At 65.8% G+C, this 26,998-nt stretch carries 23 protein-coding genes and 1 tRNA gene; 17 read left to right on the plus strand and 7 right to left on the minus strand.

Features of this window, described 5'->3' with window-relative positions; all coding sequences use genetic code 11:
- Nucleotides 1–71: 71 nt before the first annotated feature.
- From ACYVHH_RS00005 to ACYVHH_RS00030, 6 genes are read left to right on the plus strand one after another with little or no spacing between them, the layout of a single operon-like run.
- Entirely contained in the window at nucleotides 72–1,100 is a 1,029-nt protein-coding gene (locus tag ACYVHH_RS00005) for an ABC transporter substrate-binding protein (RefSeq protein WP_460562935.1), read from the plus strand.
- Nucleotides 1,097–2,329, plus strand: a complete 1,233-nt coding sequence (locus ACYVHH_RS00010; RefSeq protein ID WP_460562936.1) for an ABC transporter permease subunit — start codon at nucleotides 1,097–1,099, stop codon at nucleotides 2,327–2,329. The genes ACYVHH_RS00005 and ACYVHH_RS00010 overlap by 4 nt, the downstream gene beginning before the upstream one ends.
- 13 nt (nucleotides 2,330–2,342) lie before the next feature.
- Nucleotides 2,343–3,161: an ABC transporter permease gene (locus ACYVHH_RS00015; RefSeq protein ID WP_460562937.1), complete on the plus strand. Its 819-nt coding sequence runs from the start codon at nucleotides 2,343–2,345 to the stop codon at nucleotides 3,159–3,161.
- Nucleotides 3,162–3,170: 9 nt separating this feature from the next.
- Nucleotides 3,171–4,784 carry a methyl-accepting chemotaxis protein gene (locus ACYVHH_RS00020; protein ID WP_460562938.1) on the plus strand — a complete coding sequence of 538 codons (1,614 nt, stop codon included), beginning with the start codon at nucleotides 3,171–3,173 and terminating at the stop codon, nucleotides 4,782–4,784.
- On the plus strand, nucleotides 4,784–5,734 hold the full coding sequence (gene speB / locus ACYVHH_RS00025; protein ID WP_460562939.1) for an agmatinase: 951 nt from the start codon (nucleotides 4,784–4,786) through the stop codon (nucleotides 5,732–5,734). Before ACYVHH_RS00020 ends, speB begins: the two co-directional genes overlap by 1 nt.
- 60 nt (nucleotides 5,735–5,794) lie before the next feature.
- Nucleotides 5,795–7,273 carry an NAD-dependent succinate-semialdehyde dehydrogenase gene (locus ACYVHH_RS00030; protein WP_460562940.1) on the plus strand — a complete coding sequence of 493 codons (1,479 nt, stop codon included), beginning with the start codon at nucleotides 5,795–5,797 and terminating at the stop codon, nucleotides 7,271–7,273.
- On the opposite strand, the gene ACYVHH_RS00035 is transcribed toward ACYVHH_RS00030, so the two are convergent.
- Complete coding sequence (locus ACYVHH_RS00035; RefSeq protein WP_460562941.1) at nucleotides 7,239–7,706, minus strand: MarR family winged helix-turn-helix transcriptional regulator; 468 nt, start codon at nucleotides 7,704–7,706, stop codon at nucleotides 7,239–7,241. The two genes, ACYVHH_RS00030 and ACYVHH_RS00035, sit on opposite strands and share 35 nt — an antisense overlap.
- Nucleotides 7,693–8,250 (minus strand): flavin reductase family protein, encoded by a 558-nt coding sequence (locus ACYVHH_RS00040; protein WP_460562942.1) that lies wholly within the window; start codon nucleotides 8,248–8,250, stop codon nucleotides 7,693–7,695. Before ACYVHH_RS00040 ends, ACYVHH_RS00035 begins: the two co-directional genes overlap by 14 nt.
- Nucleotides 8,251–8,298: 48 nt before the next feature.
- On the opposite strand from ACYVHH_RS00040, the gene ACYVHH_RS00045 reads away from it, so the two are divergent.
- The 7 genes from ACYVHH_RS00045 (at nucleotide 8,299) to ACYVHH_RS00075 (ending at nucleotide 17,077) form a co-directional block, all read left to right on the plus strand.
- Complete coding sequence (locus tag ACYVHH_RS00045) at nucleotides 8,299–9,390, plus strand: peptidase M29 (RefSeq protein WP_460562943.1); 1,092 nt, start codon at nucleotides 8,299–8,301, stop codon at nucleotides 9,388–9,390.
- A gap of 5 nt (nucleotides 9,391–9,395) precedes the next feature.
- Nucleotides 9,396–10,214, plus strand: a complete 819-nt coding sequence (locus ACYVHH_RS00050; protein ID WP_460562944.1) for an alpha/beta fold hydrolase — start codon at nucleotides 9,396–9,398, stop codon at nucleotides 10,212–10,214.
- 4 nt (nucleotides 10,215–10,218) lie between these two features.
- On the plus strand, nucleotides 10,219–11,472 hold the full coding sequence (locus ACYVHH_RS00055; protein WP_460562945.1) for an acyl-CoA dehydrogenase family protein: 1,254 nt from the start codon (nucleotides 10,219–10,221) through the stop codon (nucleotides 11,470–11,472).
- Nucleotides 11,469–13,010: a class I adenylate-forming enzyme family protein gene (locus ACYVHH_RS00060; RefSeq protein ID WP_460562946.1), complete on the plus strand. Its 1,542-nt coding sequence runs from the start codon at nucleotides 11,469–11,471 to the stop codon at nucleotides 13,008–13,010. Before ACYVHH_RS00055 ends, ACYVHH_RS00060 begins: the two co-directional genes overlap by 4 nt.
- Nucleotides 13,011–13,041: 31 nt before the next feature.
- A tRNA-Gly gene (locus ACYVHH_RS00065) sits at nucleotides 13,042–13,115 on the plus strand.
- Nucleotides 13,116–13,184: 69 nt separating this feature from the next.
- On the plus strand, nucleotides 13,185–14,093 hold the full coding sequence (locus ACYVHH_RS00070) for an NAD(P)-dependent oxidoreductase (protein WP_460562947.1): 909 nt from the start codon (nucleotides 13,185–13,187) through the stop codon (nucleotides 14,091–14,093).
- Entirely contained in the window at nucleotides 14,090–17,077 is a 2,988-nt protein-coding gene (locus tag ACYVHH_RS00075; RefSeq protein WP_460562948.1) for a bifunctional diguanylate cyclase/phosphodiesterase, read from the plus strand. The genes ACYVHH_RS00070 and ACYVHH_RS00075 overlap by 4 nt, the downstream gene beginning before the upstream one ends.
- On the opposite strand, the gene ACYVHH_RS00080 is transcribed toward ACYVHH_RS00075, so the two are convergent.
- From ACYVHH_RS00080 to orn, 3 genes are all read right to left on the minus strand, one after another.
- The gene (locus tag ACYVHH_RS00080; protein WP_460562949.1) at nucleotides 17,002–18,567 is read right to left on the minus strand and encodes a DEAD/DEAH box helicase; all 1,566 of its coding nucleotides are present in this window, start codon (nucleotides 18,565–18,567) and stop codon (nucleotides 17,002–17,004) included. The two genes, ACYVHH_RS00075 and ACYVHH_RS00080, sit on opposite strands and share 76 nt — an antisense overlap.
- A 313-nt stretch (nucleotides 18,568–18,880) precedes the next feature.
- Nucleotides 18,881–20,497 (minus strand): inorganic phosphate transporter, encoded by a 1,617-nt coding sequence (locus tag ACYVHH_RS00085; RefSeq protein WP_460562950.1) that lies wholly within the window; start codon nucleotides 20,495–20,497, stop codon nucleotides 18,881–18,883.
- Between the two features lie 78 nt (nucleotides 20,498–20,575).
- On the minus strand, nucleotides 20,576–21,193 hold the full coding sequence (gene orn, locus ACYVHH_RS00090) for an oligoribonuclease (protein ID WP_460562951.1): 618 nt from the start codon (nucleotides 21,191–21,193) through the stop codon (nucleotides 20,576–20,578).
- 59 nt (nucleotides 21,194–21,252) lie between these two features.
- Between orn and ACYVHH_RS00095 the strand changes: the two genes are divergently transcribed.
- Together ACYVHH_RS00095 and rsgA are read left to right on the plus strand one after the other, a co-directional pair.
- Nucleotides 21,253–22,533, plus strand: a complete 1,281-nt coding sequence (locus ACYVHH_RS00095) for a M48 family metallopeptidase (protein WP_460562952.1) — start codon at nucleotides 21,253–21,255, stop codon at nucleotides 22,531–22,533.
- Complete coding sequence (gene rsgA / locus ACYVHH_RS00100) at nucleotides 22,530–23,441, plus strand: ribosome small subunit-dependent GTPase A (RefSeq protein WP_460562953.1); 912 nt, start codon at nucleotides 22,530–22,532, stop codon at nucleotides 23,439–23,441. The genes ACYVHH_RS00095 and rsgA overlap by 4 nt, the downstream gene beginning before the upstream one ends.
- A gap of 5 nt (nucleotides 23,442–23,446) precedes the next feature.
- Here rsgA and ACYVHH_RS00105 read toward each other — a convergent pair whose 3' ends face one another.
- A complete protein-coding gene (locus ACYVHH_RS00105) occupies nucleotides 23,447–24,379 on the minus strand; it encodes a CobD/CbiB family protein (protein WP_460562954.1) in 933 nt (310 codons plus the stop codon).
- Nucleotides 24,380–24,458: 79 nt separating this feature from the next.
- A complete protein-coding gene (locus ACYVHH_RS00110) occupies nucleotides 24,459–25,118 on the minus strand; it encodes a CoA pyrophosphatase (RefSeq protein WP_460562955.1) in 660 nt (219 codons plus the stop codon).
- Nucleotides 25,119–25,238: 120 nt separating this feature from the next.
- Between ACYVHH_RS00110 and ACYVHH_RS00115 the strand changes: the two genes are divergently transcribed.
- Together ACYVHH_RS00115 and ACYVHH_RS00120 are read left to right on the plus strand one after the other, a co-directional pair.
- The gene (locus ACYVHH_RS00115; RefSeq protein ID WP_460562956.1) at nucleotides 25,239–25,550 is read left to right on the plus strand and encodes a ComEA family DNA-binding protein; all 312 of its coding nucleotides are present in this window, start codon (nucleotides 25,239–25,241) and stop codon (nucleotides 25,548–25,550) included.
- Nucleotides 25,551–25,658: 108 nt separating this feature from the next.
- Nucleotides 25,659–26,978, plus strand: a complete 1,320-nt coding sequence (locus ACYVHH_RS00120; RefSeq protein ID WP_460562957.1) for a Glu/Leu/Phe/Val family dehydrogenase — start codon at nucleotides 25,659–25,661, stop codon at nucleotides 26,976–26,978.
- Nucleotides 26,979–26,998 lie beyond the last annotated feature (20 nt).

Here is a 26,998-nt window from a genome sequence, read left to right on the forward strand (position 1 = left end):
CATGCCCACCGGGCTCAACAACCAGGGGAGCATTGTGAGTGTTGTGTTCCACACGAAATGACGAAGGACCCATGCAACTCAAACCCGTACTGCTGGCCGTTGCCGCCCTGGCTGCACTGCCCGCCATGGCCCAGAACCTGACCGTCGTCAACTTCGGCGGTGCCAACGGCGCCGCGCAGAAGAAGGCCTATTTCGAGGCCTACGAGAAGGCCTCCGGCGGCAAGATCACCGGCGTGGAGTACAACGGCGAGCAGGCCAAGATCAAGGCCATGGTCGAAGCCAAGAAGATCACCTGGGACGTGGTCGAGGTGGAAAGCCCCGACGTGAACCGCGGCTGCGACGAAGGCCTGTTCGAGAAGATCGACTGGGCCAAGATCGGCAACAAGGCTGACTTCCAGCCCGCTGCCGTACACGAGTGCGGTGTGGGTGCCTTCGTGTGGTCCACCGTCATGGCCTACAACGGCGACAAGCTCAAGTCTGGTCCCGTCACCTGGGCCGACTTCTGGGACGTGAAGAAATTCCCCGGCAAGCGTGGCATGCGCAAGGGCGCCCGCTACAACCTCGAATTCGCGCTGATGGCCGATGGCGTCAAGCCCGCCGACGTGTACAAAGTGCTGGCCACCAAGGACGGCGCCGAGCGCGCGTTCAAGAAGATGACCGAGCTCAAGCCCAACATCCAGTGGTGGGAAGCCGGTGCGCAGCCCCCGCAGTTCCTGGTGGCTGGCGACGTGGCCATGACCACCGCCTACAACGGCCGTATCGACGCGGCCCAGCGCGAAGGCAAGAACCTGAAGATCACCTGGACCGGCGGCATCTACGACCTGGACTACTGGGTCATCCCGAAAGGCTCCCCGAACAAGGACGCCGCGATGAAGTTCATCGCCACCGCCAGCTCCATGGACGCACAGGCCGAGTACGCCCGCAACATCTCCTACGGCCCGACCAACAACAAGGCGCTGTCCAAGCTGGACGCCAAGGTGCTGGACCTGCTGCCCACGTCCCCCGCCAACAGCAAGGACTCGCTGCAGTTCAACATCGGTTTCTGGGCTGACCAGGGCGAGGCCCTGGAGAAGCGCTTCGCTGCCTGGGCTGCACAATGATGATTGCCGGCGGAACCGATCTGGCCCAGCAGTTGCGGCGCGCCGAAAGGCGCAAGAAGGTGCGCGCCGTGGCGCTCACCCTGCCTCTGCTGATCTTCCTGCTGGTGTTCTTCCTGGTTCCGCTGGCCAGTCTGCTGGTGCGGGCGGTGGAGAATCCCGAAGTCGCAGATGCCTTGCCCCGCACGGGGCAGGCGCTCGACGGCTGGGACCGCCACGGCCCGCCGCCGGACGCCGCCTATGCCGCCATCCTGCAAGACCTCTCATCCATTGAAGAGACCGCGCGGGCTGGCGTGCTGGCACGCCGCCTCAACAGCGAGGTGGCGGGCAGCCGCTCCCTCATCATGGGCACCTACCGCGCCCTGCCGCTGGGTGAAAACCTTTCGCCAGCGCAGGCCCGCGAAGCCCTGTTGGCCCACGACGAGCGCTGGGGTGAACTGCCCTACTGGCAGGCCATTGCCAAGAACAGCTCGCGTTGGACGCCCGACTACCTGCTCACCGCCATCGACCTCAAGCGCTCGCCCGAAGGTGGCATCGAGCGCGTGCCCGCCGACGAAGCTGCCTTCAGCGACATCCTGCTGCGCACCTTCCACATGAGCGCGGTGGTCACTGCCATTGCGCTGCTCATCGGTTACCCCCTGGCCTACTGGCTCAGCACGCTGAGTGAGCGCAAGGCCAACATGATGCTGATCCTCGTTCTGCTGCCTTTCTGGACATCGGTGCTGGTGCGCATTGCCGCCTGGATCGTGCTGCTGCAGAACAACGGGTTGATCAACCGCTTCCTCATGGCCATCGGCGTCACCGATGCGCCATTGCCCCTGCTGTTCAACCGCACAGGCGTCATCATCGCCATGGTGCACATCCTGCTGCCGTTCATGATCCTGCCGCTGTACAGCGTCATGAAGTCCGTGCCGCCCAACTACCTGCGCGCTGCCATATCGCTGGGCAGCCCGCCGCTGGCCGCCTTCTTCCGCGTGTACCTGCCGCAAACCTACCCCGGTGTGGCCGCGGGCGGCCTGCTGGTGTTCATCACCTGCATTGGCTACTACGTCACCCCCGCGCTGCTGGGCGGCGCTGGCGACCAGATGCTGAGCTACTACGTGGCCCAGTACACCAACGTCGAAGTCAACTGGGGCATGGCCTGCGCCCTGGGTGGCGTGCTGCTGACCGCCACGCTGGTTCTCTACGCGTTCTACCGCAAGGTCTCCAAGGCCGAGCTGAGCCTGGGTTGAAGGAAGCACACCAATGTTCAAGCTCCCCGAATTCCCCGCCTACTACGGCCTGTTCGACAAGCTGGGCTGGCTGGCCCTGCGGCTGGCAGCCGTGCTGGTGCTGGTCTTTCTGGTCCTGCCCATCGTGGTGATCGTGCCGCTGTCATTCAGCGACAGCACCTTCCTGGCCTACCCCATCGAAGGCTGGTCGCTGCAGTGGTACCGTGAAATGTGGAACGCGCCCGAATGGGCCCGCGCCACGCGCAACAGCTTCATCGTGGCCCCGGCGGCCACGTTGCTGGCCACGGTACTGGGCACGCTGGCGGCCATGGGCTTGGCACGCAACAAGTTTGCGGGCAAAGGGTTGATCACCGGCCTGCTCATCTCCCCCATGGTGGTGCCCATCGTGGTGGTGGGCGTCAGTACCTACCTGTACTTTGCACGCCTGGGCCTCAACGACTCCTACCTCGGCCTCATCCTTGTTCACGCCGCGCTGGGTGCGCCCTTCGTGGTGACCACCGTGCTGGCCACGCTGCAAAGCTTCAACCTCAACCTGGTCAAGGCCAGCCTCAGCCTGGGCGCTAGCCCGCTGGAAACCTTTTTCCGCGTGACGCTGCCGGTCATCGCCCCGGGCGTGATCTCGGGTGCGCTGTTCGCCTTCGCCACGTCGTTCGACGAGGTGGTGGTAACGCTGTTCCTGGCCGGGCCCGAACAGGTGACGCTGCCGCGCCAGATGTTCACCGGCATCCGCGAAAACATCTCCCCCACCATCGCCGCAGTGGCCACGCTGCTCATCCTCTTCACCACCGCGCTGATGATGACGTTGGAATGGCTGCGCGGCCGCCGCAAGTGACGCACCGCAATGATGAAGTTGCTTGAAAAGATGCGGCTGGGCGCCCGCCTGGCGTGGGCGTTCGGTCTGCTGCTGGTACTGCTGGTGGCCATGGCGGCGATCTCCGTTCGGCAGATGGCCACCATCCACGACGCACTGGATTACTACGCCAGCACGACCACGCCCTCGCTCGCTGCGGTCAAGACCTGGCAGGACAAGGTGGCCAGCATCCGCATGGTGCAGGGCCAGCACCTGATGACTGTTTCGGCCGACGAGATGGACATCCTCGAAGCCAAGATCGCCGAGGCCTACACGCAACTGAACCAGGAACTCGCCGCGCACGAAAAACTGCTCGTCAACGACGAGGACCGCGAGCTTTGGACAGCCGTGACCGAAGCGACACAGCGCTCCATGAGCGACTGGGACAAGCTCAAGGCCGTATCGCGCGAGTCGCTTGAAGACCCAGAAAAAATCGAAGAAGCCCGCAGGCTCTTCACCGGCAAGTCGGAGCGCCTGTTCCGTGCCACGCTGGACGCGATTGACAAGGAGTGGTCCTTCAAGTCCGGCGTGGCCGCACAACTGGCAGACAAGGGCGCGGCAGTGTTCCAGTTGTCACTGTCCACGCAGCTGGCCGCGTCGGTTCTGGCCATCGTCCTGGGCATTCTGGCCGCCTGGCTGGTGATGCGTTCGGTCACGCGGCAGATGGGCGGCGAACCGAAGGACGTTGCCACCATCGCCCTGTCCATCGCCGAGGGTGACCTGACCACCCAGGTGCGCACCGGTGCCACTGACCGCAACAGCGTCATGGCCGCCATGGCCACCATGCGTCGGCAGCTGGCCGAACTGGTGGGCGAAGTGCGCCAGGGCAGCGACAGCATCGCCAGCAGTTCGGCCGAGATTGCCAGCGGCAACCTCGACCTGAGCCAACGCACAGAACAACAGGCCAACGATCTGCAACGCACCGTGGCGTCGGTGGAGCAGCTGGCCGAAACCGTCAAGCACAGCGCCGACACCGCGGAACAGGCCAACCGCCTGGCCGCCAACGCGTCCAGCGCCGCGCAGGCGGGGGGCCAGTCCGTCACACAGGTGGTGGCCACCATGCAGGACATCGCAGCCTCGTCCCGCACCATCAGCGAGATCACCGGGGTCATCGACGGCATCGCGTTCCAGACCAACATCCTGGCGCTCAACGCCGCCGTGGAAGCCGCTCGCGCTGGTGAACAAGGCCGGGGCTTTGCCGTGGTGGCGGGGGAAGTGCGCTCGCTGGCGCAGCGCTCCGCCGAAGCCGCCAAGCAGATCAAGCAACTCATCGGTGACAACGTGAGCAAGGTGGAAACGGGCGTCAGCCAGGTCCACGAGGCTGGCGAATCCATCCACCGGATCGTTGACCAGGTGCAACAGGTCAGCGGCCTGATCGAGCAGATCCACAGCGCCACCACGGCCCAGTACCAGGGCATCCACCAGGTCAGCGATGCCATTGGCCGCATTGACCAGGCCACCCTGCAAAACGCCGCACTGGTGGAGCAAAGCAGCGCCGCTGCCGAAAGCCTGCGCCAGCAGGCGGACCGGCTGGCACGGCTGGTGGGCGTGTTCCGCCTGCAGCTCCCGGGCCCCGCCGCCTACCCCGCCCTATCGGAGACATGATGCCGGACAAGAACCAACCCCTGGGCGGCAACGAGATGCCGCGCTTCGGTGGCCCCGCCACCATGATGCGCCTGCCCACTGCTGCCAGCCCCGAAGGGCTGGACGCCTGCTTCATCGGTGTGCCGCTGGACATAGGCACCAGCCACCGGCCCGGCGCACGCTTCGGCCCGCGCCAGATACGGGCCGAGTCCTGCCTGATCCGCCCCTACAACATGGCCACCGGCGCTGCCCCTTTCGACGCCCTGCAGGTGGCTGACCTGGGCGACGTGGCCATCAACACCTTCCACCTGCCCAAGTCGGTGGATATCATCGAGCAGCACTACCGCCCCGTGGTCGACAGCGGCTGCATCCCGCTCACCCTGGGTGGTGATCACACCATCGTGCTGCCCATCCTGCGGGCGGTGGCGGCCAAGCATGGCCCGGTGGCGCTCATCCACGTGGACGCCCACGCCGACGTCAACCCAGACATGTTCGGCGAGCCGCTGGCGCACGGCACCCCCTTCCGCCGCGCGGTGGAAGAAGGCCTGCTGCAAGGCAACAAGGTCTGGCAGATCGGCCTGCGCGGCAGCGGCTACTCGGCCGAAGACTTCGACTGGCCGCGCCAGCAGGGTTTCACCATCGTGCCCGCGCACGAAGTGTGGTGGCAATCGCTGGCACCGCTGATGGCGCGCATCCGCGAAGCCATCGGGCCCAACACGCCCACTTACCTGAGCTTCGACATCGACGGCATCGACCCCGCCTACGCGGGCGGCACCGGCACGCCCGAGATCGGTGGACTGAACGTGCCGCAAGCGCTGGAGATCGTGCGCGGCTGCCGGGGCCTCAACCTCGTGGGCTGCGACCTGGTCGAGGTGTCACCCGCCTACGACCCGTCTGGCAACACGGCACTTCTGGGCGCCAACCTGCTGTACGAGATGCTGTGCGTGCTGCCCGGGGTGAAATACCGGTGACTGCACGGTCAACGCTTTGGCGCTAACCTTTTCTTTTTGCCTACACCTAGAGAGACAACCATGGACATGAAGGCCTCCCCCCTCGCGCAACTGAAGGACCCCACCCTGCTCAAGACCGACGCGCTGATCAACGGCCAGTGGGTGGCTGGCAGCAGCCGTTTTGACGTGCTCGACCCCGCCACCGGCCAGAAGCTGGCCGACGTGGCCAACCTGGGCCCGGCCGACGCTGAAGCGGCCATTGCCGCAGCCAACGCCGCCTGGGGCGCCTGGAAGAACAAGACCGCCAAGGAACGCAGCAACATCCTGCGCAAGTGGTACGACCTGCTGATGGCCAACCAGGACGACCTGGGCCGCCTGATGACCGCCGAGCAGGGCAAGCCGCTGCCCGAAGCCAAGGGCGAAGTCGCCTACGGCGCCAGCTTCGTGGAGTGGTTTGCCGAAGAGGCCAAGCGCGTCAACGGTGAAACCCTGCCCCAGTTCGACAACAACCGCCGTCTGCTGGTGCTCAAACAGCCCATCGGCGTTTGCGCGGCCATCACGCCGTGGAACTTCCCGCTGGCCATGATCACCCGCAAGGTGGCTCCGGCACTCGCCGCAGGCTGCCCTGTCGTCATCAAGCCCGCGGAACTCACGCCACTCACCGCGCTGGCCGCCGCCGAGCTGGCTATCCGCGCAGGCATTCCGGCGGGTGTGCTCAACGTCATCACCGCCGACAGCGCCAACTCCATTGCCGTGGGCAAGGTCATTTGCGCCAGCGACGTGGTTCGCCACCTCAGCTTCACCGGTTCCACCGAGGTGGGCCGTATCCTCATGGCGCAGTGCGCGCCCACCGTCAAGAAGATGTCGCTGGAACTGGGCGGCAACGCCCCCTTCATCGTCTTTGACGACGCGGACATCGACTCCGCCGTGGAAGGTGCCTTTGCCAGCAAGTACCGCAACGCGGGGCAGACTTGCGTGTGCTCCAACCGCATCTACGTGCAGGAAGGCGTGTACGACGAGTTCGTGACCAAGTTCGCCGCCAAGGTGGCCACCGCCAAGGTGGGCAACGGCTTTGACGAAGGCGTGAACCAGGGCCCGCTGATTGAGGAGGCCGCTCTTGAAAAAGTGCAGCGCCATGTGGACGACGCCAAGGCCAAGGGTGGCCGCGTGCTGGTGGGTGGCAAGCGCCTGCAAGGGCAGTTCTTCGAGCCCACCGTGGTGGCAGACGCCACAGCCGACATGCTCTGCGCCCGCGAGGAAACCTTCGGCCCCTTCGCACCGGTCTTCAAGTTCAAGACCGAGCAGGAAGCCATTGACGCCGCCAACAACACCGAGTTCGGCCTGGCCAGCTACTTCTACAGCCGCGACATCGGGCGCATCTACCGCGTGGGCGAGGCGCTGGAATACGGCATGGTCGGCATCAACGTGGGCATTCTGGCCACCGAGCACGTGCCTTTCGGCGGCGTGAAGCAGTCTGGCCTGGGCCGCGAAGGCTCGCACCACGGCATGGACGACTACGTCGAGATCAAGTACCTCTGCGTGGGCGATATCCTGAAATAAGCCGCCGCAGCACTTCCTTGAGCGCCCGCGCCTCGTCGGCCCCCAGGTCGGCGAGTACGCGGGCCTCGTGCTTTTTGGCCGCCTGCAGCAAGCCCTCCACCCGGGTGCGGCCCTCGGGCGTGATGTTGACCAGGGCTTGCCGCCGGTCGGTCGTGCCGGTGGCGCGGCTCACCAGCCCGGCGGCCTCCATGCGGATGACGAGCTTGGTCACCGTAGGCTGCTTGGCCAGCACGGTTTCGGCCAGCTCCCCCAGGGTGATCGCCCCACCGCGAGAGAGCGTGGCCAGCACGCGCCACTCCGGCACGCTCAGCCCCGCCCGCTCCACCTCGCGGTGAAATTCCTGCGACACCTGGTGGCTGGCGCGTGCCAGCAGGTAAGCCAGGTAATCGTGAACGAAAGGCTCGCCCGGCACCGGTGCGTCAGGCCTGGCCATGGTCCAGCCCCCGGGTGGTCGCCAGCCGGCCCCCGTGGAACACCAGCGGCGGCCCGGCCTCCTGCGCAAAGCCGCAGCGCTCCACCTCTCCCACGAACAGCACATGGTCACCTTCGTCGTAGCGGCTGCGGTTGTGGCACTCGAACCAGGCTTGCACACCATCCAGTATGGGCAGACCGTTGTCGCTCAGGTGGTAGGCCGTCTGAGCGAACCGGTCCCCCTGCCCTTTGGCAAAACGTTCACACAGTGCCATCTGGTCCGCGCCAAGCACGTTGATGACGTAGTGGCTGCCAGTGCAGAAGAACGGCTGCGCCGCAGACTGGCTGCGCAGGCTCCACAGCACCAGCGGCGGCGACAGAGACAGCGAGTTGAACGAACTGGCCGTGACCCCCAGGAAGGGCCGACCCTCCACACGCGACTCGGGCGGCACGCGCAGGGTGATCACCGTCACCCCGGTGGCAAAGCGCGCCAGCGCCTGCCGGAAATGAGCGGGCTCGAAGTCCGGCGCGCGGGCCGCGCCCAATGCGGAGTCAGGGTGTCTCATGTTGTCATTGTATGAATATTCATGTATTCTGAGCAACAGGAGATAAACATGCTGGTAGAACGCATAGAACACAAATGGCTTGCCGCCTTCGAGCGCAGCTTTGGCCTTTGCAACGTGCAACCCGGTGACACCGTTGCCGTGGTGGCCGAAACACAGTCGCGCCGCGTGAATGTGGAGCTGGCACGCCTGGCGCTGGAGCGCCTGGGTGCCCGTGTGTTCGAGGTCGTGCTGCCCACACCGCCGCTGAACGCCCCTGTGCCCGTGCGCTCCACCGGCGCCAGCGACGCACTGCAACAACTTGCCCCCGTGGTGGCTGCACTGGCCCGCTGCACGATGGTGGTGGACTGCACCGTTGAAGGCCTGTTGCACGCACCGGAGCTGCCCGTGATCCTCAAGGGCGCCGATGGCAACGTGCCGCGCCTGTACATGATCTCCAACGAGCACCCGGAAATCCTGGAACGCACTCAACCCGACCCCGCACTCGAAGGCACCGTGCGCCAGGCCATGCGCATGCTGCGCGGTACGGCGCAGATGCACGTCACCTCGGCGGCAGGCACCGATCTGCGCGTGAACCTGAACAAGGCCGTGGTTGGCGGCGTCTGGGGTTTCTGCGGCAAACCGGGCATGGTCTCGCACTGGCCCGGCGGGCTGGCGCTCGCCTTCCCGGCTGCGGGCTCGGTCCAGGGGCGCCTGGTCATGGCCCCGGGAGATGTGAACCTCACCTTCAAGCGCTACCTGCGCGACACCATCGAACTCACCATCCAGGACGATGCCATCACGGCCATCGACGGCCAGGGCGTGGACGTGGACATGATGCGCGAACACTATGCGGCTTGGGCCGCCAGCGAGGGGCACAGAGGCGCCTACGCCGTGTCACACGTGGGCTTCGGCCTCAACCCCGCCGCGCGCTGGGACGCCATGACCTTCTACGACAAGCGCGACTGCAATGGCACCGAACTGCGCGCCTTTGCGGGCAACTTTCTCTATTCCACGGGTGCCAACGAGGTGGCAGGCCGTCACACGCTGGGCCACTTCGATCTGCCCATGCGCGGCTGCACCATCCGGCTGGACGATACGGTCGTCATCGACGCTGGCCAGATCGTGCCGGGTGTGTTCGACGCCACGCCGGTGCAACGGTGAACGGTATGACCGGCAACGGCACCGGGGAGCCCATCCCCTGCTACCAGGAAACCGGGAGCGAGCACTCGGCGCGTCCGGCGCTCGTCTTCCTGCACGGCATCGGCGGAGGCAGCGCCGGGTGGCACCACCAGCAACAGGCCTTTGCCCAGCAGGGTTACCACACCCTGGCCTGGGAAATGCCCGGCTATGGCCGCAGCCCGCTGATCGCCCCCTACGACTTCCCTGGCCTGGCCGAAGCGCTGCGGCGCATGCTGGATGCCGCCCGCGTGGAGCGCGCCATCCTGATCGGCCACAGCCTGGGCGGCATGGTCGCACTGCAAGCCTGGACCGTGATGCCTGAACGCATCCAGGCCATGGTGCTGGCGGCCACCAGCCCCGCCTTCGGACACGGCAGCGGCGACTTCCAGCAGCAGTTCCTCGCCCAGCGGCTGGCGCCGCTGGATGCAGGCCAAACCCTGGCCCAGGTGGCCGAACGGCTCGTTCCCGCCATGGCCGCGCCGAACGCATCCGCCGCATCACTGGCCGAAGCCAAGGCGTGCATGGGAGCCATCCCGCCGGCCAGCTACCGCGCCGCGCTTCAGGCCCTGGTCACGTTCGAGCAGCGTGCCGCCCTGCCCACCATCACCGTTCCCACCTTGTGCCTAGCGGCAGAACACGACCGGACCGCAGCGCCCAGCGTCATGCAGCGCATGGCCGCACGCATTCCCGGCGCCCAGTACGTGGAAATTGCAGGCGCGGGCCATCTCGTGAATTTCGAGCGCCCAGACGCCTTCAATGCCGCCGTCGCCGATTTCCTCGACACCCTCTCTTCAACCCAGGACTGAAGCCATGACCCTGCCCCGCGTCCACATGCCCATCTGCGGCGACGACTACCCGCTGACCGACAAGCAACGCCAGCTGATGTCCCTGGCCCGGGAGCTGGGACAGGAGCGGTTCGCGCCACGTGCGGCGCAGCTTGACCGTGATGCCGCCTTCCCGTTCGAGAACTACGCCGACATGCGCGACGCCGGCCTGCTGGGCCTGTGCGTGCCCGAAACCCACGGCGGCCATGGCGCCGACTACGCCACCTACGCGCTCGTCTCGGCCGAGATCGGCCGCTCGTGCGGCGCCACGGCACTTACCTTCAACATGCACGTGTGCACCATGCTCTGGAGCGGCCTGCTCTCCGAAGACCTGGACATGACGCCCGAGCAACGCGCCCTGCACCGCGAACACCAGGCCGTGCATTTCCACCGCGTCGTCAGGGAAGGCGCCATCTATGCGCAGCCCTTCTCGGAAGGCGGCGCCGCAGCCGCTGGCGCACAGCCCTTCGGCACCACGGCCGTCAAGACCGATGGCGGCTGGCTCATCAACGGCAAGAAGATCTTCGCGTCCCTGTCAGACGCGGCCGATTATTTCGGCGTGCTGTGCACCGAGAAGAAACCGGATGCCGACCTCTCCCGCCGCGACACGCTCTACCTCGCCGTGCCGCGCAATGCGCCAGGCGTCACCGTTGAAGGCGACTGGGACCCGCTGGGCATGCGCGCCACCGTGTCGCGCAACCTCGTCTTCAAGGACGTGTTCGTGCCCGACGAAGCCGCGCTGATGCCACAGGGCATCTACTTCCAGGCGGCGAGCCGCTGGCCCCACATGTTCATGACGCTGGCTCCCACCTACATGGGCATCGCCCAGGCCGCCTACGACTTCACGGTGGCCTACCTGCGCGGCGAAATCCCCGGCACGGGCCCCATCAAGCGGCGCCAGTTCGCCACCAAGCAGATCGCCGTGGCCGAGATGTTCATCAAACTGGAGCAGACACGCAACCTGTTCCTGCGTGCCATCGAAGACGCCCGGCTGGACCCGCCCAAGTCCTCGCGCCTGCGCGCCTACGCGGCCCAGTACACCATCATGGAAAACGCCCAGGATCTGGCCCGCCTGGCCATCCGCACTTGCGGTGGTCAGTCAATGCTCAAGTCGCTGCCGCTCGAACGGCTCTACCGCGACGCCCGCTGTGGCTCGCTCATGCTGCCCTGGACGGCGGAACTGTGCATGGACCGCATCGGGCGCGAGGCGCTCTACGAACCGGGTGAAAGCGACGCATGAGTCTTGGCGAGCAAGGCACCAACGAAACGTCTCCGCTGACTGCGGCACTGACCCGGCGAGTCCGGCTGACACCCGACGCGACCGCGCTGCGCTTCACTGGCCGCAGCTACAGCTACGCCAATTTCTGGCGCCGGGTGGAACGGGTCACGGGCCACCTGCAGTCCCTGCTGGGCCACAGCCTGGAGCGCAGACACGCGAGCGATACGGGCCCCAGGGTGGCGTGGCTGGGCATGAACCACGAACTGCAACTTGCCACGCTTTTCGCGTGCGCCAGGGTTGGCGCGGTGTTCATGCCCCTGAACTTCCGGCTGGCCGTGCCCGAGCTGCGCGACGTGCTGAACCAGGCGCAACCTGGCCTGCTGGTGCACGACGACGCCTGCCATGAGGCCGCGCAGGCCCTGCAGACCGGCGGGTGGCAAACCCGGCACCATGACGCGCTGATACAGACCCCGTCGCCACGCGGCCTGCCCTTGCCTGCCGTCGACGGGCAAACCCCTGTGCTGCTGGTGTACACCTCAGGCACCAGCGGCCATCCCAAGGGAGCGATCCACACCCAGCACGGCCTGCTGGCGAACGCCCGCGCCAGCGAATGGGCGCACCAATTCACCCCCGACGACCACGTGCTCAGCGCTCTGCCCATGTTCCACGTGGGGGGCCTGTGCATCCAGACGTTGCCAGCACTGCTCGCCGGGCTGCCTGTCAGCTTGCTGCCGCGTTTCGAGCCAGGCACCTGGCTGAAGGCCGTGCGCGAACTTCGCCCCAGCCTCTCGCTTCTGGTGCCCGCCACCCTGCGCGCGGTGATCGACCACCCGGACTGGAACCACGCCGACTTGAGCAGCCTGCGCGGCATCATGACGGGCTCATCCACCATCCCGCTGGCCTACCTGCGTGCGTTCCACGAGCGCGGCATCCCCGTCGGCCAGATCTACGGGAGCACCGAAACCGGGCCGGTGTCCATCTGCCTGCCGCTGGACGACGCCATCGAGCGCGAAGGCGCCGCTGGCTGGCCGGCACCGGACGTCGAGGTCAAACTGCTCGACAACCAAGGCAGCGAGGTGCCCCAGGGCCAGGCCGGGGAAATCTGCCTGCGCGCACCGAACCTCATGCGTGGCTACTGGAACACCCAGAACCCCACCCCGGGGCAAGGCCTGCGCGCGGGCTGGTTCCACAGCGGCGACCTGGGCGTTCGGGCACAGGACGGCTGCATCTCGGTCGTCGGGCGCAGCAAGGACATGATCATCTCCGGCGGCGAGAACATCTACCCCGCAGAGATCGAAAACCAGCTGGTGACACTGCCCGGGGTGTCGGAGTGCGCGGTGATCGGGATGGACGACGCCCGTTGGGGCGAGGTGCCTGTCGCCGCCATCGTACGCAGCGACGACCCTGCGGGCGCGGCCTTGAGCGAAGCACTCGTCATGGCGCATCTGCAAGCCCGAATCGCCCGCTTCAAGCTGCCGCGCAAGGTGGTGTTTCTGCAGGCGCTGCCCAAAAGCGCGCTGGGCAAAATCCAGAAAACCGCGTTGCGTGCGAGCCTGTGAAATGGAAATAGTCGCATACAATGCGGGCATCGCGGGCGTCGTTCAATGGTAGGACCTGAGCTTCCCAAGCTCAAGACGTGGGTTCGATTCCCATCGCCCGCTCCATCTCTCTCTTAGTTGCCAGCCCTCGCCTGTACCGCGGCGGCTTTCCGCCAAGGCATGGGCCCACCTGCCATGACGAAGACCACCTCTCCCAGCGCTGGCCAACCGTTGCCGAAGATTGCCCTGCTGGGTATCGGCATGATGGGCTTTCCCATGGGCAAGCGGCTGTGTGAAGCCGGCTACCCGGTCCACGCCTGGAACCGCTCACGCGACAAGGCAGAACGCCTCACCGCCTTTGGCGCTCAGGTCCACGACACGCCCGCACAGGCCATCGCCCAGGCCGACATCGTCATCACCCTCCTTCTTGACGGCGACGCCGTTGCCGATGTGCTGTTCCAGCCCGAGGCCTTGCAGGCCATGCGCGCGGGCCAGCTTGTGGTCGACATGTCCTCCATACGCCCCGCCCAGGCGCAGGCGCATGCCGCCCGGCTGGAAGGCCACGGTGTCGCCCATCTTGACGCACCCGTTTCAGGCGGCACGGTCGGCGCCGAACAAGGCACCTTGGCCATCATGGCCGGGGGGCGGGCAGACGATTTCCAGAGGGCTCAGCCGGTGCTCGGCGTGCTCGGGCAGGCCACCCACGTGGGCGGTCACGGAACCGGCCAGCTTGCCAAGCTGGCTAACCAGATGATCGTCGGCATCACCATCGGTGCCGTGGCTGAAGCCCTGCTGCTTTGCCAGAAAGGCGGCGCGGACATCGGCAAGGTGCGCGAAGCCATTGGCGGCGGCTTCGCCGAGAGCCGGATTCTCCAGGTGCACGGCCAGCGCATGGTCGAAAACGACTTTGCCAAACGCGCGGCCATGACGGTCCAGCTCAAGGACATGCGCAACGCGCTCCTCACCGCCGAAAGCCTGGGATTCGAAGCACCCATCACCGGCCTCTTCGAACAGCTGTACGCCCAGGCAGTGACAGACGGCCTGGGCGACCTTGACCATTCCGGCCTGTTCGTTGAGCTGGCCAGGCGCAACGGCATGGCATGAAGTTCGAGCTGGCGCAGGCCCATGCACCAGTCCACCGGTCCAGGCAGCACTGGGCCCTGGCGGGGCTGGTGTTCCTTTCTTGCGCCCTGCTGTTCGCCTACCTCATCTGGCACACCGAGCAGCGCCGCTCCTCGGTCCAGCGCGCCACGGCGTTGAGCATCGCCACCGAGCAGGCGCAGGTCATCGAAAGCCGCATACAGCGGCTGATGTCTGCCACCTACCTGCTGGCGGCGATCGTCCGCAAGGACGGCGGCGAGGTGCGCCAGTTCGAGGAAGTCGCTTCACAGATCCTGCCCTTCTACCCCGGGGTGCAGTCCCTGGCGCTGTCCCCGGGAGGGGTCATCCGGCACGCCGTACCCCTGGGGCCCAACATCGGATCGATAGGGTTCAACCAGCTGGCCGACCCCGCACAGAGCCCGGAGGCCTTTCTTGCGCGAGACACCGGTCGACTGACATTGGCAGGCCCGCTCAACCTGGCCCAGGGCGGCGTCGGGGCCGTGGGCAGGCTGCCCATCTTCCTGCCCGATGACAAGGGCCAGGAAGCATTCTGGGGGTTCGCCAACGTCATCATCCGCTTCCCGGACGCGCTCGCATCAACCGGCATGGATGGCCTGCCCGAGCAGGGCTACGATTACGAGCTCTGGCGCATCAAGCCAGACACTGGCACCCGCCAGGTCATCGCTGCCTCGCCAGGTGTCATGCAGGGTGCGCAGCTGCACGAACCCGTGGAAAGGACCCTGCGGGTTCCCAATGGCCAATGGACGCTGAGCCTGGCACCGCGCGGTGGCTGGAACCGGTCGGCTGAGCTGGGCATCTACGCACTCGCGGCACTGGTCTTCAGTGGCATGCTGTCCTACCTGCTCAAGCTGGTGCTCGACCAGAAGCTCCACCGCCTCTCGCTGGAGGAACAGGTGATGCAGCGGACCCTCGAAATCCGCAGTGTGCAGGACCAGCTGCAGGCCACCCTTGACGCCATCCCCGACCTGCTGTTCGAGCTGGACATGGAAGGCCGCCAGTACCGCGTCCACGCGCTGGACGAAAGCCAACTGATCGTGCCCGCAGCCCAGCAGCTGGGCGGCCGCTTCATTCACGACATCCTGCCAGCAGAAGCCTGCGCCACCATCACCCAGGCCATGCGCGATGCCCAGCTGCACGGCCGCTCCAGCGGGCGGCAGTACACCCTGCCGATGCCCGACGGCATTCACTGGTACGAGCTGTCGGTCTCGTGCAAGGCGCTGGAGCCGGGCCAAAACCAGCGCTTCATCCTGCTCACACGGGACATCACCGAACGCAAGCGGACTGAGGCAGACCTCATTCTGGCGGCCAAGGTGTTCCAGCAAAGCAGCGAAGCCTTCCTCATCACCGACGCGCAAAAGCGCATCATCAAGGTCAACCCCGCCTTCACCGAAATCACGGGCTACACACCGCAGGACGTCATCGGCAAAACGCCAAGGGTGCTTGCTTCTGGCAGGCACGGACCGGGCTTTTACCAGCGCATGTGGCGGGAGCTGCAAAGGCATGGCGAATGGCAGGGCGAAGTCTGGAACCGGCGCCGCAACGGCGAAGTGTTTCCGGAGTGGTTGTCCATCACCCGGGTCCAGGACGACGACGGCCAGACCACGCACTACATCGCCATCTTCACCGACACCACGCTGCGCAAGGCCCAGGAAGCCAAGATACGCAACCTTGCCTTCTATGACTCACTGACGGGCCTGGCCAACCGCACCTTGCTGAAGGACCGGGTGCAGCACGACCTCAGCCAGGCCAAGCGGCACCAAAGTCCGCTGAGCCTGCTTTTCATCGACCTGGACCACTTCAAGAACATCAACGACTCGCTCGGGCACCAGATTGGCGATGGCGTGCTGATCGAGGTCGCCAGGCGCATCCAGTCCCTGGTGCGCGAACAGGACACCGTGGCACGCCTGGGCGGGGACGAGTTTGTCGCCTTGCTGCCCGACACCGCCGCCGAAGGTGCGGCACACATGGCCCGCAAACTTCTTGAACTGGTCGCACGCCCCTACCAGGTGGATCAGCAGGAGCTGACCGTCACCCCGTCCATCGGTATCGCCCTCTTCCCTGACGACGGGGCCGATTTCGAGACCTTGTACCGCTGCGCCGACACGGCCATGTACCGCGCCAAACAAGAGGGGCGCAACGGGTACAGCTTCTTCACACACGAAATGCAGGCCCACTCCATCCGCCGACTGCAGCTGGAAAATGCCCTGCGGCGCGCGCTCGAGCGTCAGCAACTCAGCCTGCACTACCAGCCACAGGTCAACGTCTCGACCGGCGAGTTTGTCGGCATCGAAGCCTTGTTGCGCTGGAACCACCCGGAATGGGGTCCGGTGTCCCCTGCCGAGTTCATACCGGTCGCGGAAAGCAGCGGACAGATCCTGGCCATCGGTGAGTGGGTGCTTCGCACGGCCGCTGCCCAGGTGCGCCGCTGGATGGACGAAGGCTTGCCCCCCATGGTGCTAGCAGTCAACCTGTCCGCCGTGCAGTTCCGCCAACCTCAGCTGCCAGCGGTCATCGTCCAGATCCTGCAGGACACCGGCTTGCCGCCCGGCAATCTGGAGCTGGAACTGACCGAAAGCGCCGCCATGCATGACCCCGAGGGGGCGATTGAAACGATGAATGCCCTGCACGGGCAGGGCATTCTGATGTCGGTGGACGACTTTGGCACGGGGTACTCTTCACTCAACTACCTGAAGCGCTTCCAGGTCTACAAGCTGAAGATTGACCAGAGCTTTGTGCAGGACGTGACCAACGATCCCGAAGACGCCAGCATCGTTGCCGCCATCGTCCGCATGGCCCACAGCCTGGGGCTCAAGGTCATCGCAGAAGGCGTGGAAACCCAGGCTCAGCTGGATTTCCTGCGCGACCAGGGCTGCGATGAAATGCAGGGCTATTACCTGGCGCGGCCTTTGCCGCCGAACGACTTCGAAGCCTGGCTGCGCGGGCGGTTGTCACCACCAAAGGACTGACGGCCACCGTCGCCACGGCCAAAACCATGGCGCGGACCGGTGCCAGCCTCGCGCTCACCGCCAAAACTCCGGTCGCCGCCGCCAAAGCCACGGCCGCCGCCAAATTCACGAGCGCCACCACCGAAACCGCCACCCGAACCATGGCGGCGCGGACCGCCACGGCCCGGACGGCGCGCGTCGTTGCGCGGCTCGTACACCGGCTTCTTCGGCTCCAGGCCAGGAATGGTCTGCGTCTTGATGGCCTGCTGGCTGTACGCTTCGATGTCGCCGATCTTGCGGCGGTCGCGGAACTCAGCCATGGTCACAGCCAAGCCTTGGCGGCCAGCACGGCCCGTGCGGCCAATACGGTGGACGTAGTCTTCGGCCTTCATCGGCAGACCGAAGTTGAACACGTGGGTGATGGTCGGCACGTCAATGCCCCGGGCAGCCACGTCGGTGGCCACCAGAATCTGCACGCGGCCATCGCGCAGCGCCATCAGGCGGCGGTTACGCAGGCCCTGGCTCAGCGCGCCGTGCAATGCCACGGCAGAGAAACCCACCTGCTGCAGCTCTTCGGCCAGCGCATCGCACTCGATCTGGGTGCTGGCGAAAACGATCGCCTGATCGATGGAGGCATCGCGCAGCCAGTGGTCCAGCAGCTTGCGCTTGTGCTCGGGGCTGTCACACCAGAACAGCATCTGCTCGATGTTGACGTGCTTGTCCTGCGGCGTGTCGATCTGGATCTTTTGCGGCTCACGCATCACGCGGGTGGCCAGCTGCTGGATGCGCGGCGCGAAGGTGGCGCTGAACATCATGGTCTGGTGGCGGGCAGCCGTCAGACGGTTGATCTCGGCCAGGTCGTCCGAGAAGCCCAGATCCAGCATGCGATCGGCCTCGTCCACCACCAGGAACTGCACCTTGTCCAGCTGGATCTGCCCGCTGCGCTGCAGGTCGAGCAGGCGGCCGGGCGTGGCCACCACCAGATCGGCGTTCTGCAGCTTGGCGATCTGCACCTGGTAGGGAATGCCCCCCACCACGTTGGCAATGCGCAGGCCGCGGCAATGCTTGACCAGGTCGATGGCGTCATGTGCCACCTGCTGGGCCAGTTCACGCGTGGGGCACAGCACCAGCGCGCCGGGCACGGCAGGCTTGAAATGGCGGGCCAGCAGCGGGTTCTTGCGCTTGGGGCGCTTGGGCGCGGGCTTGCCTTCGGCTTCGGCCTGTGCCACCAGCTTGTCCCATTCGGCGCGTTCCTGCGCCTCGGCCTCGGCCTGCTGCTGGATCAGCGTGTGCAGCACAGGCAGCAGGAAGGCAGCGGTCTTGCCACTGCCCGTCTGGCTCGAAACCATCAGGTCGATGAAGCTGGATGCCTCAGCGCCCGAAGCCATGGCCTTGGGAATGGCCGCCTGCTGCACCAGGGTCGGCTGGGTGAAGCCGAGGTCCGTCACGGCCTGAACCAGCTGAGGTGCGAGACCCAGGGCTTCGAAGGGGTTGTTTTGAATTTCCGTCATGTTGTTCGTCCTTGCGCTTGTATCGAATGCGCAAATGAACAAGACGAGCCCCCGGGAGCCATGATGGCTCCAGAGCACCCGGTCTGTTCGTGGTCACAAAAAACATCAACCACAAACAGATCGGCATGCCAGACCGCCGTCGAACGGCGAATTCAGGGATGCGTGAGGCGAATCGATTGCTGTTTTAGACAGCAAGTCCGGCAAACATGCCGGCGCGAAGCCAAAGCGTGGGGCAGATGTGCGTTAACGCCGCTCGAAAGCGGCGCAAATCGAATTATGGCACGGTTTCGGGTTTTCCCCTAATTTCCGCTGTTCAAGGGGTCATCACCGCCTGGATGCCGTGGTAGATGCCCGCTGCCAGCACGGCCGTCGCCGGAACGGTGATGATCCAGGCCGCCACGATGCGCATCACCACGGCGCGCTTGACGATCTCCTGCTTGTAGGCCTTCTTCAAGGCCTTGCGCTCCTTCTTGTCGAAGGGGCCCACGTCGCTCTCCGCCACCTGCGGCAGAGACGCGCGAGCCTTGGCGCGTTTCTTCATCTCGGCCAGCATGCGCTTCTTCTCTTCCACCGGAGCGGCCTCGAACTTCACCAGGTAGGCCTCGACAGCTTCGCGGTCCTCACCCTGGTGCCCCGCGCGCACGATCGCCTCCATCTTCGCGTAGTTGACCTTGAGCAGTTCACGCAGGAACCCCACGCCAAACACCGCGCCAATCGCCACGTGGGTCGACGACACAGGCATGCCCAGGTGGGATGCGACGATCACCGTCAAGGTGGCGGACATGGCGATGGAGTAGGCGCGCATGCGGTCGAGCTCGGTGATCTCCTTGCCCACCGTCAGGATGAGCCGCGACCCGTACAGTGCAAGACCCACGGACAGTCCCAGGGCGCCCAGCACCATCACCCAGAGAGGGGTGGCGGCCTTGGCGGCCACTGCACCCGATATCACGGCCTCGTAAATCGCTGCCAGGGGGCCGATGGCGTTGGCCACGTCGTTGGCGCCGTGGGCGAAGCTCAGCAGCGCCGCAGAAAACACCAGCGGCCAGGTGAAAAGCGCGTTCACCCCGTCCTTGCTGTTCGACTGCTTGCGCGCCTGGCGGGCAATCGGCTTCTTGGCCAGCAGGTAGACAGCCACCGCGATCACCCCACCCCAGAAAATCGAGGCACCAAAGCCGATCTTGATGACCTGCGACACACCCTTGAGCAGCATGTAGGTGGCGAACGCCCACGCCATCAGCGCCACAAACAGCGGCACCATGCGCGCTGCCGCCTGCGTCATGTCGGCCTGGTATGTCATGGTGCGTTTGATCACGTAGAGGAACAGCGCCGCAACCAGCCCCCCCATGACGGGAGACACCACCCAGCTCGCAACGATGGAACTGATGGTGCCCCAGTTGACCAGACCCCATCCGCCCGACGCAATGCCGGCGCCCATCACCGCGCCGATGATGGAGTGGGTGGTCGACACCGGCGCGCCCAGCATGGTCGCTAGGTTCAGCCACAGCGCGCCCGCCAGGAGCGCCGCCAGCATCAGCCAGGTGAACTGTTCCGGGTCGGCAAAGGCCTTGGCATCGATGATCCCCCCCTTGATCGTTCCGACCACCTCGCCGCCGGCAACGATGGCGCCCAGCGCCTCGAAGACCGCAGCGATCAGGATCGCCCAACCGAGGGTAATGGCACCCGAGCCCACGGCGGGCCCCATGTTGTTGGCCACATCGTTGGCGCCAATATTCATGGCCATGTAGCCGCCGACGGCCGCCGCCACGATCAGGAACCAGAGCCCCTGGGTGGGCAGGCCAGGCACGGCCTGCCCGTTGAAGGACGCGTAGAAACCCACGGCGATGAGGAAGGCGACAGCGGCCGCGAGGCGAAGCATCTGGCGCAGGTGCTCTTGACCCGCTCGCGTCGCGGGCTTGAGGGACATGTTCATGGTGGATATGTTTTTGTGTTCAGCGGCAGCCAGCCATCTGAGGGGGCCGGTCCGACGCTTCGGGAAAGGCAGAAAGACTCAACGCAGGAAATGTTGACGGTAGTGTTCCAGTTCGTCAATCGACTCGTGCACATCGGCCAGAGCCGTGTGCCGCTGCTGCTTCTTGAACGCGGCATAGACTTCGGGCTTCCAGCGCTTGGCCAGTTCCTTCAGGGTGCTGACGTCCAGGTTGCGGTAGTGGAAATAACCCTCCAGCTTGGGCATGTACTTCACCAGGAAGCGCCTGTCCTGACCGATGGTGTTGCCACACATCGGCGAGCCGTTCTTGGGCACATAGCGCTGGATGAACTCCAGCAGCTGCGCCTCGGCCTGCGCCTCGCTCAGGGTACTGGCCTTGACCTTGTCGACCAAGCCGCTCTTGCCGTGGGTTCCCTTGTTCCAGGCATCCATGGCGCCAAGCACCTCGTCGCTCTGGTGGATGACCAGCACCGGCCCGTCCACGCGAGGGGTCAGGTTCGGGCCCGTGATGACGACCGCGATTTCCAGCAAACGCTCACGCTCCGGGTCCAGACCGCTCATCTCGCAGTCCAGCCAGACCAGGTTCTGGTCGCTGCGCGCGAGGGTGGGCTGTGCATCGGCGGGCACGGGGCCCGCCTCGGCCGCCGTCGCGGCCACGGGGTTGTCTTGCAAACTCATAACCTGCGATTCTCGCTGATCCCGCACCTGACCCCGGCAGTTTCGCTAGACTCCCACCGATGAATGTTGTTTCGGCCCCATCCTCCACGGCCTGGACCGTGGCCTTCTGCCTGCTGCTGCTGGCAGGCCTTCTGACCCGCCTGTGGCTGGCGCACCGCCAGGTTCGACACGTCGCGCTACACCGCGGCCAGGTGCCACCGGCCTTTTCAGGCGTCATCGACCTGGATGCGCACCAGAAGGCCGCGGATTACACCATCGCCAAGTCTCAGCTGGGGCTGATCGAAATGGCACTGGGGGCCGCCGTGCTGGTCGGCTGGACACTGCTGGGGGGGCTCGACCTGCTCAACCAGTCGCTGCGCGGCTGGATCGGCAACGGGATGTGGCAGCAGCTGCTTTTGCTGGCCGGTTTTTTCCTGGTCGAGGGCCTGATCGGACTGCCCCTGGCTTGGTACCGGACGTTCCGGCTGGAAGAGAGGTTTGGCTTCAACCGGACCAGCCTGCAGCTCTGGCTGAGCGACGGCGTCAAGGGCCTGGTACTGGGAGCCATCGTCGGGCTGCCCCTCGCGGCCCTGGTCCTGTGGCTGATGGAAACGGCGGGCCCCTGGTGGTGGTTCTGGGCCTGGGCTGCCTGGATGGGTTTCAACCTGTTGCTGCTGGTCATCTACCCGACCATCATCGCCCCGGTCTTCAACAAGTTCACCCCCCTGGAAGACGAAGAACTGCGTGACCGAGCACAGGCGCTGATGAAACGCTGCGGTTTTTCGGCGCGGGGGTTCTACGTCATGGACGGCAGCCGCCGCAGCGCGCACGCCAACGCGTACTTCACCGGTTTCGGCCCGGCCAAGCGGGTTGTCTTCTTCGACACGCTGCTCAAGCAGCTCAGCCCTGACGAGCTGGACGCGGTGCTCGCACACGAACTCGGCCACTTCCACCACCGGCACATCCTGCAACGCATCGTCACACTTTTCGCCGTCAGCCTGCTGGGTTTTGCGCTTCTGGGGTGGCTGCAGGGGCAACTGTGGTTCTACACCGGCGTGGGCGTCACCCCCAACATGGACGCCCCCAACAGCGCGCTGGCCCTGCTCCTGTTCCTCAACATCGCGCCACTCGTGACCTTCTTCGCCACACCGCTGGGCAACCAGCTCTCGCGCAAGCACGAGTTCCAGGCTGATGCGTTTGCAGCCAGGCACACCAGCGGCAAAGACCTCGCCCAGGCACTGCTCAAGCTCTACCGGGACAATGCCAGCACACTCACACCAGACCCCGCGTACGTGCGCTTCTACTATTCACACCCACCGGCCAGCGAGAGATTGACCAGATTGGGCGTGGCAACTTCATGACAGACAGACTCCAGAACGGATTGGTGGTGGCGGCGCACGGGCGCCACTGCCTTGTGGAAGCGGACGACGGCAGCCGCCTGCTTTGCCACCCCAGGGGCAAGAAGAGCCAGGCAGTGGTGGGCGACCGGGTCTGGTGGCAGCACAGCGGTGACGAAGGCATCATCGAAAAGCTGCAAGACCGCCGCAACCTGCTGTACCGGCAGGACGAGATCCGGACCAAGTCGTTCGCGGCCAACCTGGACCAGGTGCTCGTGCTGCTGGCGGCAGAGCCGGAGTTCTCGGAAGGCCAGCTCACACGGGCCCTGATCGCCGCGCGCGCCGAAGGCATTCCCGTGCTGATCGCACTGAACAAGCGCGACCTGAACGATGCGTTCCAGCGCGCCTGGGAGCGGCTCGCCCCCTACCGGGCGATGGGAGAAACGGTGCTGCCGCTCTCGCTCACCGGCACCGATGACCCCAGCGTGACCGAGCTGGCACAGCGGCTGGACGGCCACACCACCCTGGTGCTCGGCCCCTCGGGGGCAGGCAAAAGCACGCTGATCAACCGGCTGGTGCCACAGGCCCGCGTGCTGACCGGTGAAATCTCCAAGGCCCTCAATTCCGGCAAGCACACTACCACCAGCACCACGTGGTACTGGGTGGGCGAAGGCCGGCGCACGGCACTGATCGACTCACCGGGTTTTCAGGAATTCGGCCTGCACCACATAGAACCGACCATGCTGGCGCGGCTGATGCCCGATCTGGAGGCACACCTGGGCCATTGCCGCTTCTACAACTGCACGCACCTGCACGAGCCGGGCTGCGCCGTGCGGGAAGCGGTGGCAAGCGATGGCGCGGGCACCATCAGTGCCAACCGCTACCGGCTGTACGGCGACCTGTTCTGGGAGCTGTCGCAGCCCCGTTACTGAGTCTGTCAGACCAGGCGTGCGAGCGTGACCAGAGCAAGCAGCAAGAGCCAGAGGACGACGCTGCGCCACACCAGGCCGACAACGCTCGCCAGGTGCGCCAGCTGGGGGTCCCGGCCTTCCGTGCCAGGGATGGCAAGCTCCGGTCCGCCCCCGAGAGGGCGCCCGCCCAGCCTGACATTGATGGCTCCCGCCGTCGCAGCCAGCACCACCCCGTCGTTGGGCGCTCCCAGGCGGTCGGCGTCCTGCCGCCACGAGGCGACCGCCTCCTCGAAATTGCCTGCAATGGCAAAGCCCAGGGCCGTCACCCGGGCAGGCACGTAATCCAGGCCCCGCCAGGCCACGTCAGCCGAATGCTGGAGTGCCTCGCTGGGGGCGTCCTGGGCGCCGCCGCGCCACACGCGCGACAGGTACTCCGCAACGCGGTAAAGCACCGCGCCTGCTGGCCCAAGCCCGAGGAAGGCCAGAACGACAAAGCAGACCAGCACACCGAAAACATGACGGTGCGCCGCCAGCACCGAATGCTCGATGACATGCCGAAGCACCTCCTGCCGGGGAAGGTCGTTCACATCGACGCCCTGCCACTGCGCGAGCGCTGCGCGCGCTCCAGCCTCGTCACCCGACTCCAGCGATTCACGGATGGCCGTGAAATGGTGACTGAACTGGCGAAACCCCAGGGTCATGTAGAGCACGACCGTCGTCCAGACAAACGCCAGCAGGCCGCTGAAGCTCCACAGCACCAGGTAAACCACCGCCGCCAGCAGCGCAGGCAAACCAGCAGCCAGGAGCCATGCCGACCAGCCGTGGTGCCGCAAACCGGCGTCGAGCGTGTGGCGGACCCAGCGCACCCACGACCGCATGCCGCCGTGCACCACGTTGTCGTGCCCGAGCGGGCGGGCCTGCTCCAGCAGCAAGGCCAACAAGATCGCGAAGAAACTCATCTGCGCATCATAGCGGCGGCCGCAGCCAACGCCACACCGGGTCTAACCCGTGCGCCAGCCCTTCCCCGTCGAGCCACCATCAGGCGATCAGAAACCGGTACAGGTTGCGCAGCATGCCAGCAGTCGCGCCCCAGATGAAGCGCTCGCCCTGCAGGTCGCGGTAAGGCATGGAAAACCACTCGCGCGCCTGCCCCTCCCACATCATGGCGTGACGGCGGTGATTGGCAGGGTTCATCAGAAAATGCAAGGGCACCTCGAAAGCATCGGCCACCTCTCCCGGGTTCGGGTGCAAGGTGAAGCCTTGGTGCACCAAAGCCACCACCGGGGTGACGATGAACGCCGTGCCGGTGACGTATTCCGGCAAACTGCCCAGCACCTCCACATGGACGGGCTCCAGCCCCACCTCCTCCTGCGCCTCGCGCAAGGCGGCCGCCACGGCGTCGGCGTCGTCCTCGTCGAGCTTGCCCCCGGGGAACGCGATCTGGCCGGGATGGGTGGGCAGGTGTGATGTGCGCTGTGTCAGCAGCAGCGTGGGCTCGTCCCGGGCCACCACCGGCACCAGCACCGACGCATGCCTGGGCGCCCTGTCGGTGAAGCGAGGCTCGCGCCGAACCTCCGGAAGCCAGATCGGCGGATGCAGGAAACGTTCGCGCAGAGCGTCGGGAGTGAGGACGCGCGCAGGCACGGGGGGCAGGTGCGCGTCTGTTCCCACCACGGGGATCTTTGCGGGATCGATCATGCCTTGGCTCCCGGGCTCAGGGCACTGCCGCGCACGGCTTGTGCGCGGTTACGCGTCAAATTACATTGCATGCACAGATTGTGCTGCACCACAACGAAAGGGAGTGTCACCATGCCACACATGCTTGCTGTGCTGTCCGGATGCCTGACGGCGCTGTTCACCGCCGGCGCCCTGGCCGCTGTCGATGCCAACCAGGCCCCGCCCGAGGATCTGGTGGCGATCAAGGGTATCGGCCCAGGCACCAGCCAGAAGATCCTGTCGGCCCGGCCCTTTCGGGATTGGAACGACCTGATCCACCGGGTTCCCGGCATCGGCCCCACGACCGCCGGCAAACTCTCGGCGCAGGGGCTCACCGTCAATGGCCGCGCGTACGAAGACGAGCCAATGCCCTGGAAACGGTTTGAACCGCGCCCTCTGAAACCGCTGCACTGAGTCCCCCAAGGTCATGCGTTTTTTGCATGAAGCAATTGTCCTTTGGCCTTGGACAAGCGAAGTGGGCAGGACTATTCTCCGTTCCACGTTCAACCACTTGTTCCACATATGGACAACACCTCTGCGATCACTCGCCTTCCCGCCTCCCCGACGGCTCACGCGCTGCCGTCCTACCTGCAGGCCGACCACCTTGGCCCCTGGGGCATCTTCCTGCAGCAGGTGGACCGCGTCACCCCCTATCTGGGTGATCTGGCCCGCTGGGTCGAAACCCTCAAGCGCCCGAAGCGCATCCTGATCGTTGACGTCCCCATCCACCTGGACAATGGCACGGTGGCCCATTTCGAAGGCTACCGGGTCCAGCACAACACCTCGCGCGGCCCGGGCAAGGGCGGCGTGCGCTTTCACCAGGACGTGACCCTCTCCGAGGTGATGGCCCTGTCGGCGTGGATGTCCATCAAGAACGCCGCCGTGAACGTGCCCTACGGCGGCGCCAAGGGAGGCATCCGCGTCGATCCTCGCACGCTCTCGCGTGCCGAACTGGAGCGCGTGACCCGCCGCTACACGAGCGAGATCGGCCTGATCATCGGTCCGACCAAGGACATCCCCGCTCCCGACGTGAACACCAACGACCAGGTCATGGCGTGGATGATGGACACCTACTCCATGAACGTCGGCGAGACCGCCACCGGCGTGGTCACGGGCAAGCCCGTGGACCTGGGCGGTTCACTTGGCCGCCGCGAAGCCACCGGCCGCGGCGTCTTCACCGTGGGTGTCGAAGCCGCGCGCCGCATCGGTCTTGATGTCAGCACGGCCCGTGTCGCCGTCCAGGGCTTTGGCAACGTGGGTGGCGTGGCTGGCAAGCTCTTCGCCGAGGCAGGCGCCAGCGTGGTTGCCGTGCAGGACCACGGGGGCTCCATCTACCGCGAAGCCGGGCTGGACGTTCCCGCCCTGATGGCCCACGTCGCTGAAACCGGTTCCGTGGCCGGCTTCCCCCAGGCAGAGGTCATCAGCCACGACGCCTTCTGGGAAGTGGACTGCGACATCCTCATCCCCGCAGCCCTGGAGCAGCAGATCACCGAAAGCAACGCCGGGCGCATCCGTGCCCGCATGATCATTGAAGGTGCCAACGGCCCTACGACGCCCGCCGCCGACGACATCCTGCGCGACCGTGGTGTGCTCGTCCTGCCGGACGTGATCGCCAACGCCGGTGGCGTGACCGTGAGCTACTTCGAATGGGTGCAGGACTTCTCCAGTTTCTTCTGGAGCGAAGAGGAGATCAACGAGCGCCTGATCAGGATCATGCGCAGCGCCTTCGACACGGTATGGCACGTGGCAGAGGAGCACGGCGTCAGCCTGCGCACTGCAACGTACATCGTGGCGTGCCACCGCATCCTGCGTGCGCGCGACCTGCGCGGCCTCTACCCCTGACCCGGCAACCCCGCCCCGGC

This window comes from Hydrogenophaga aquatica (genome assembly GCF_054780915.1).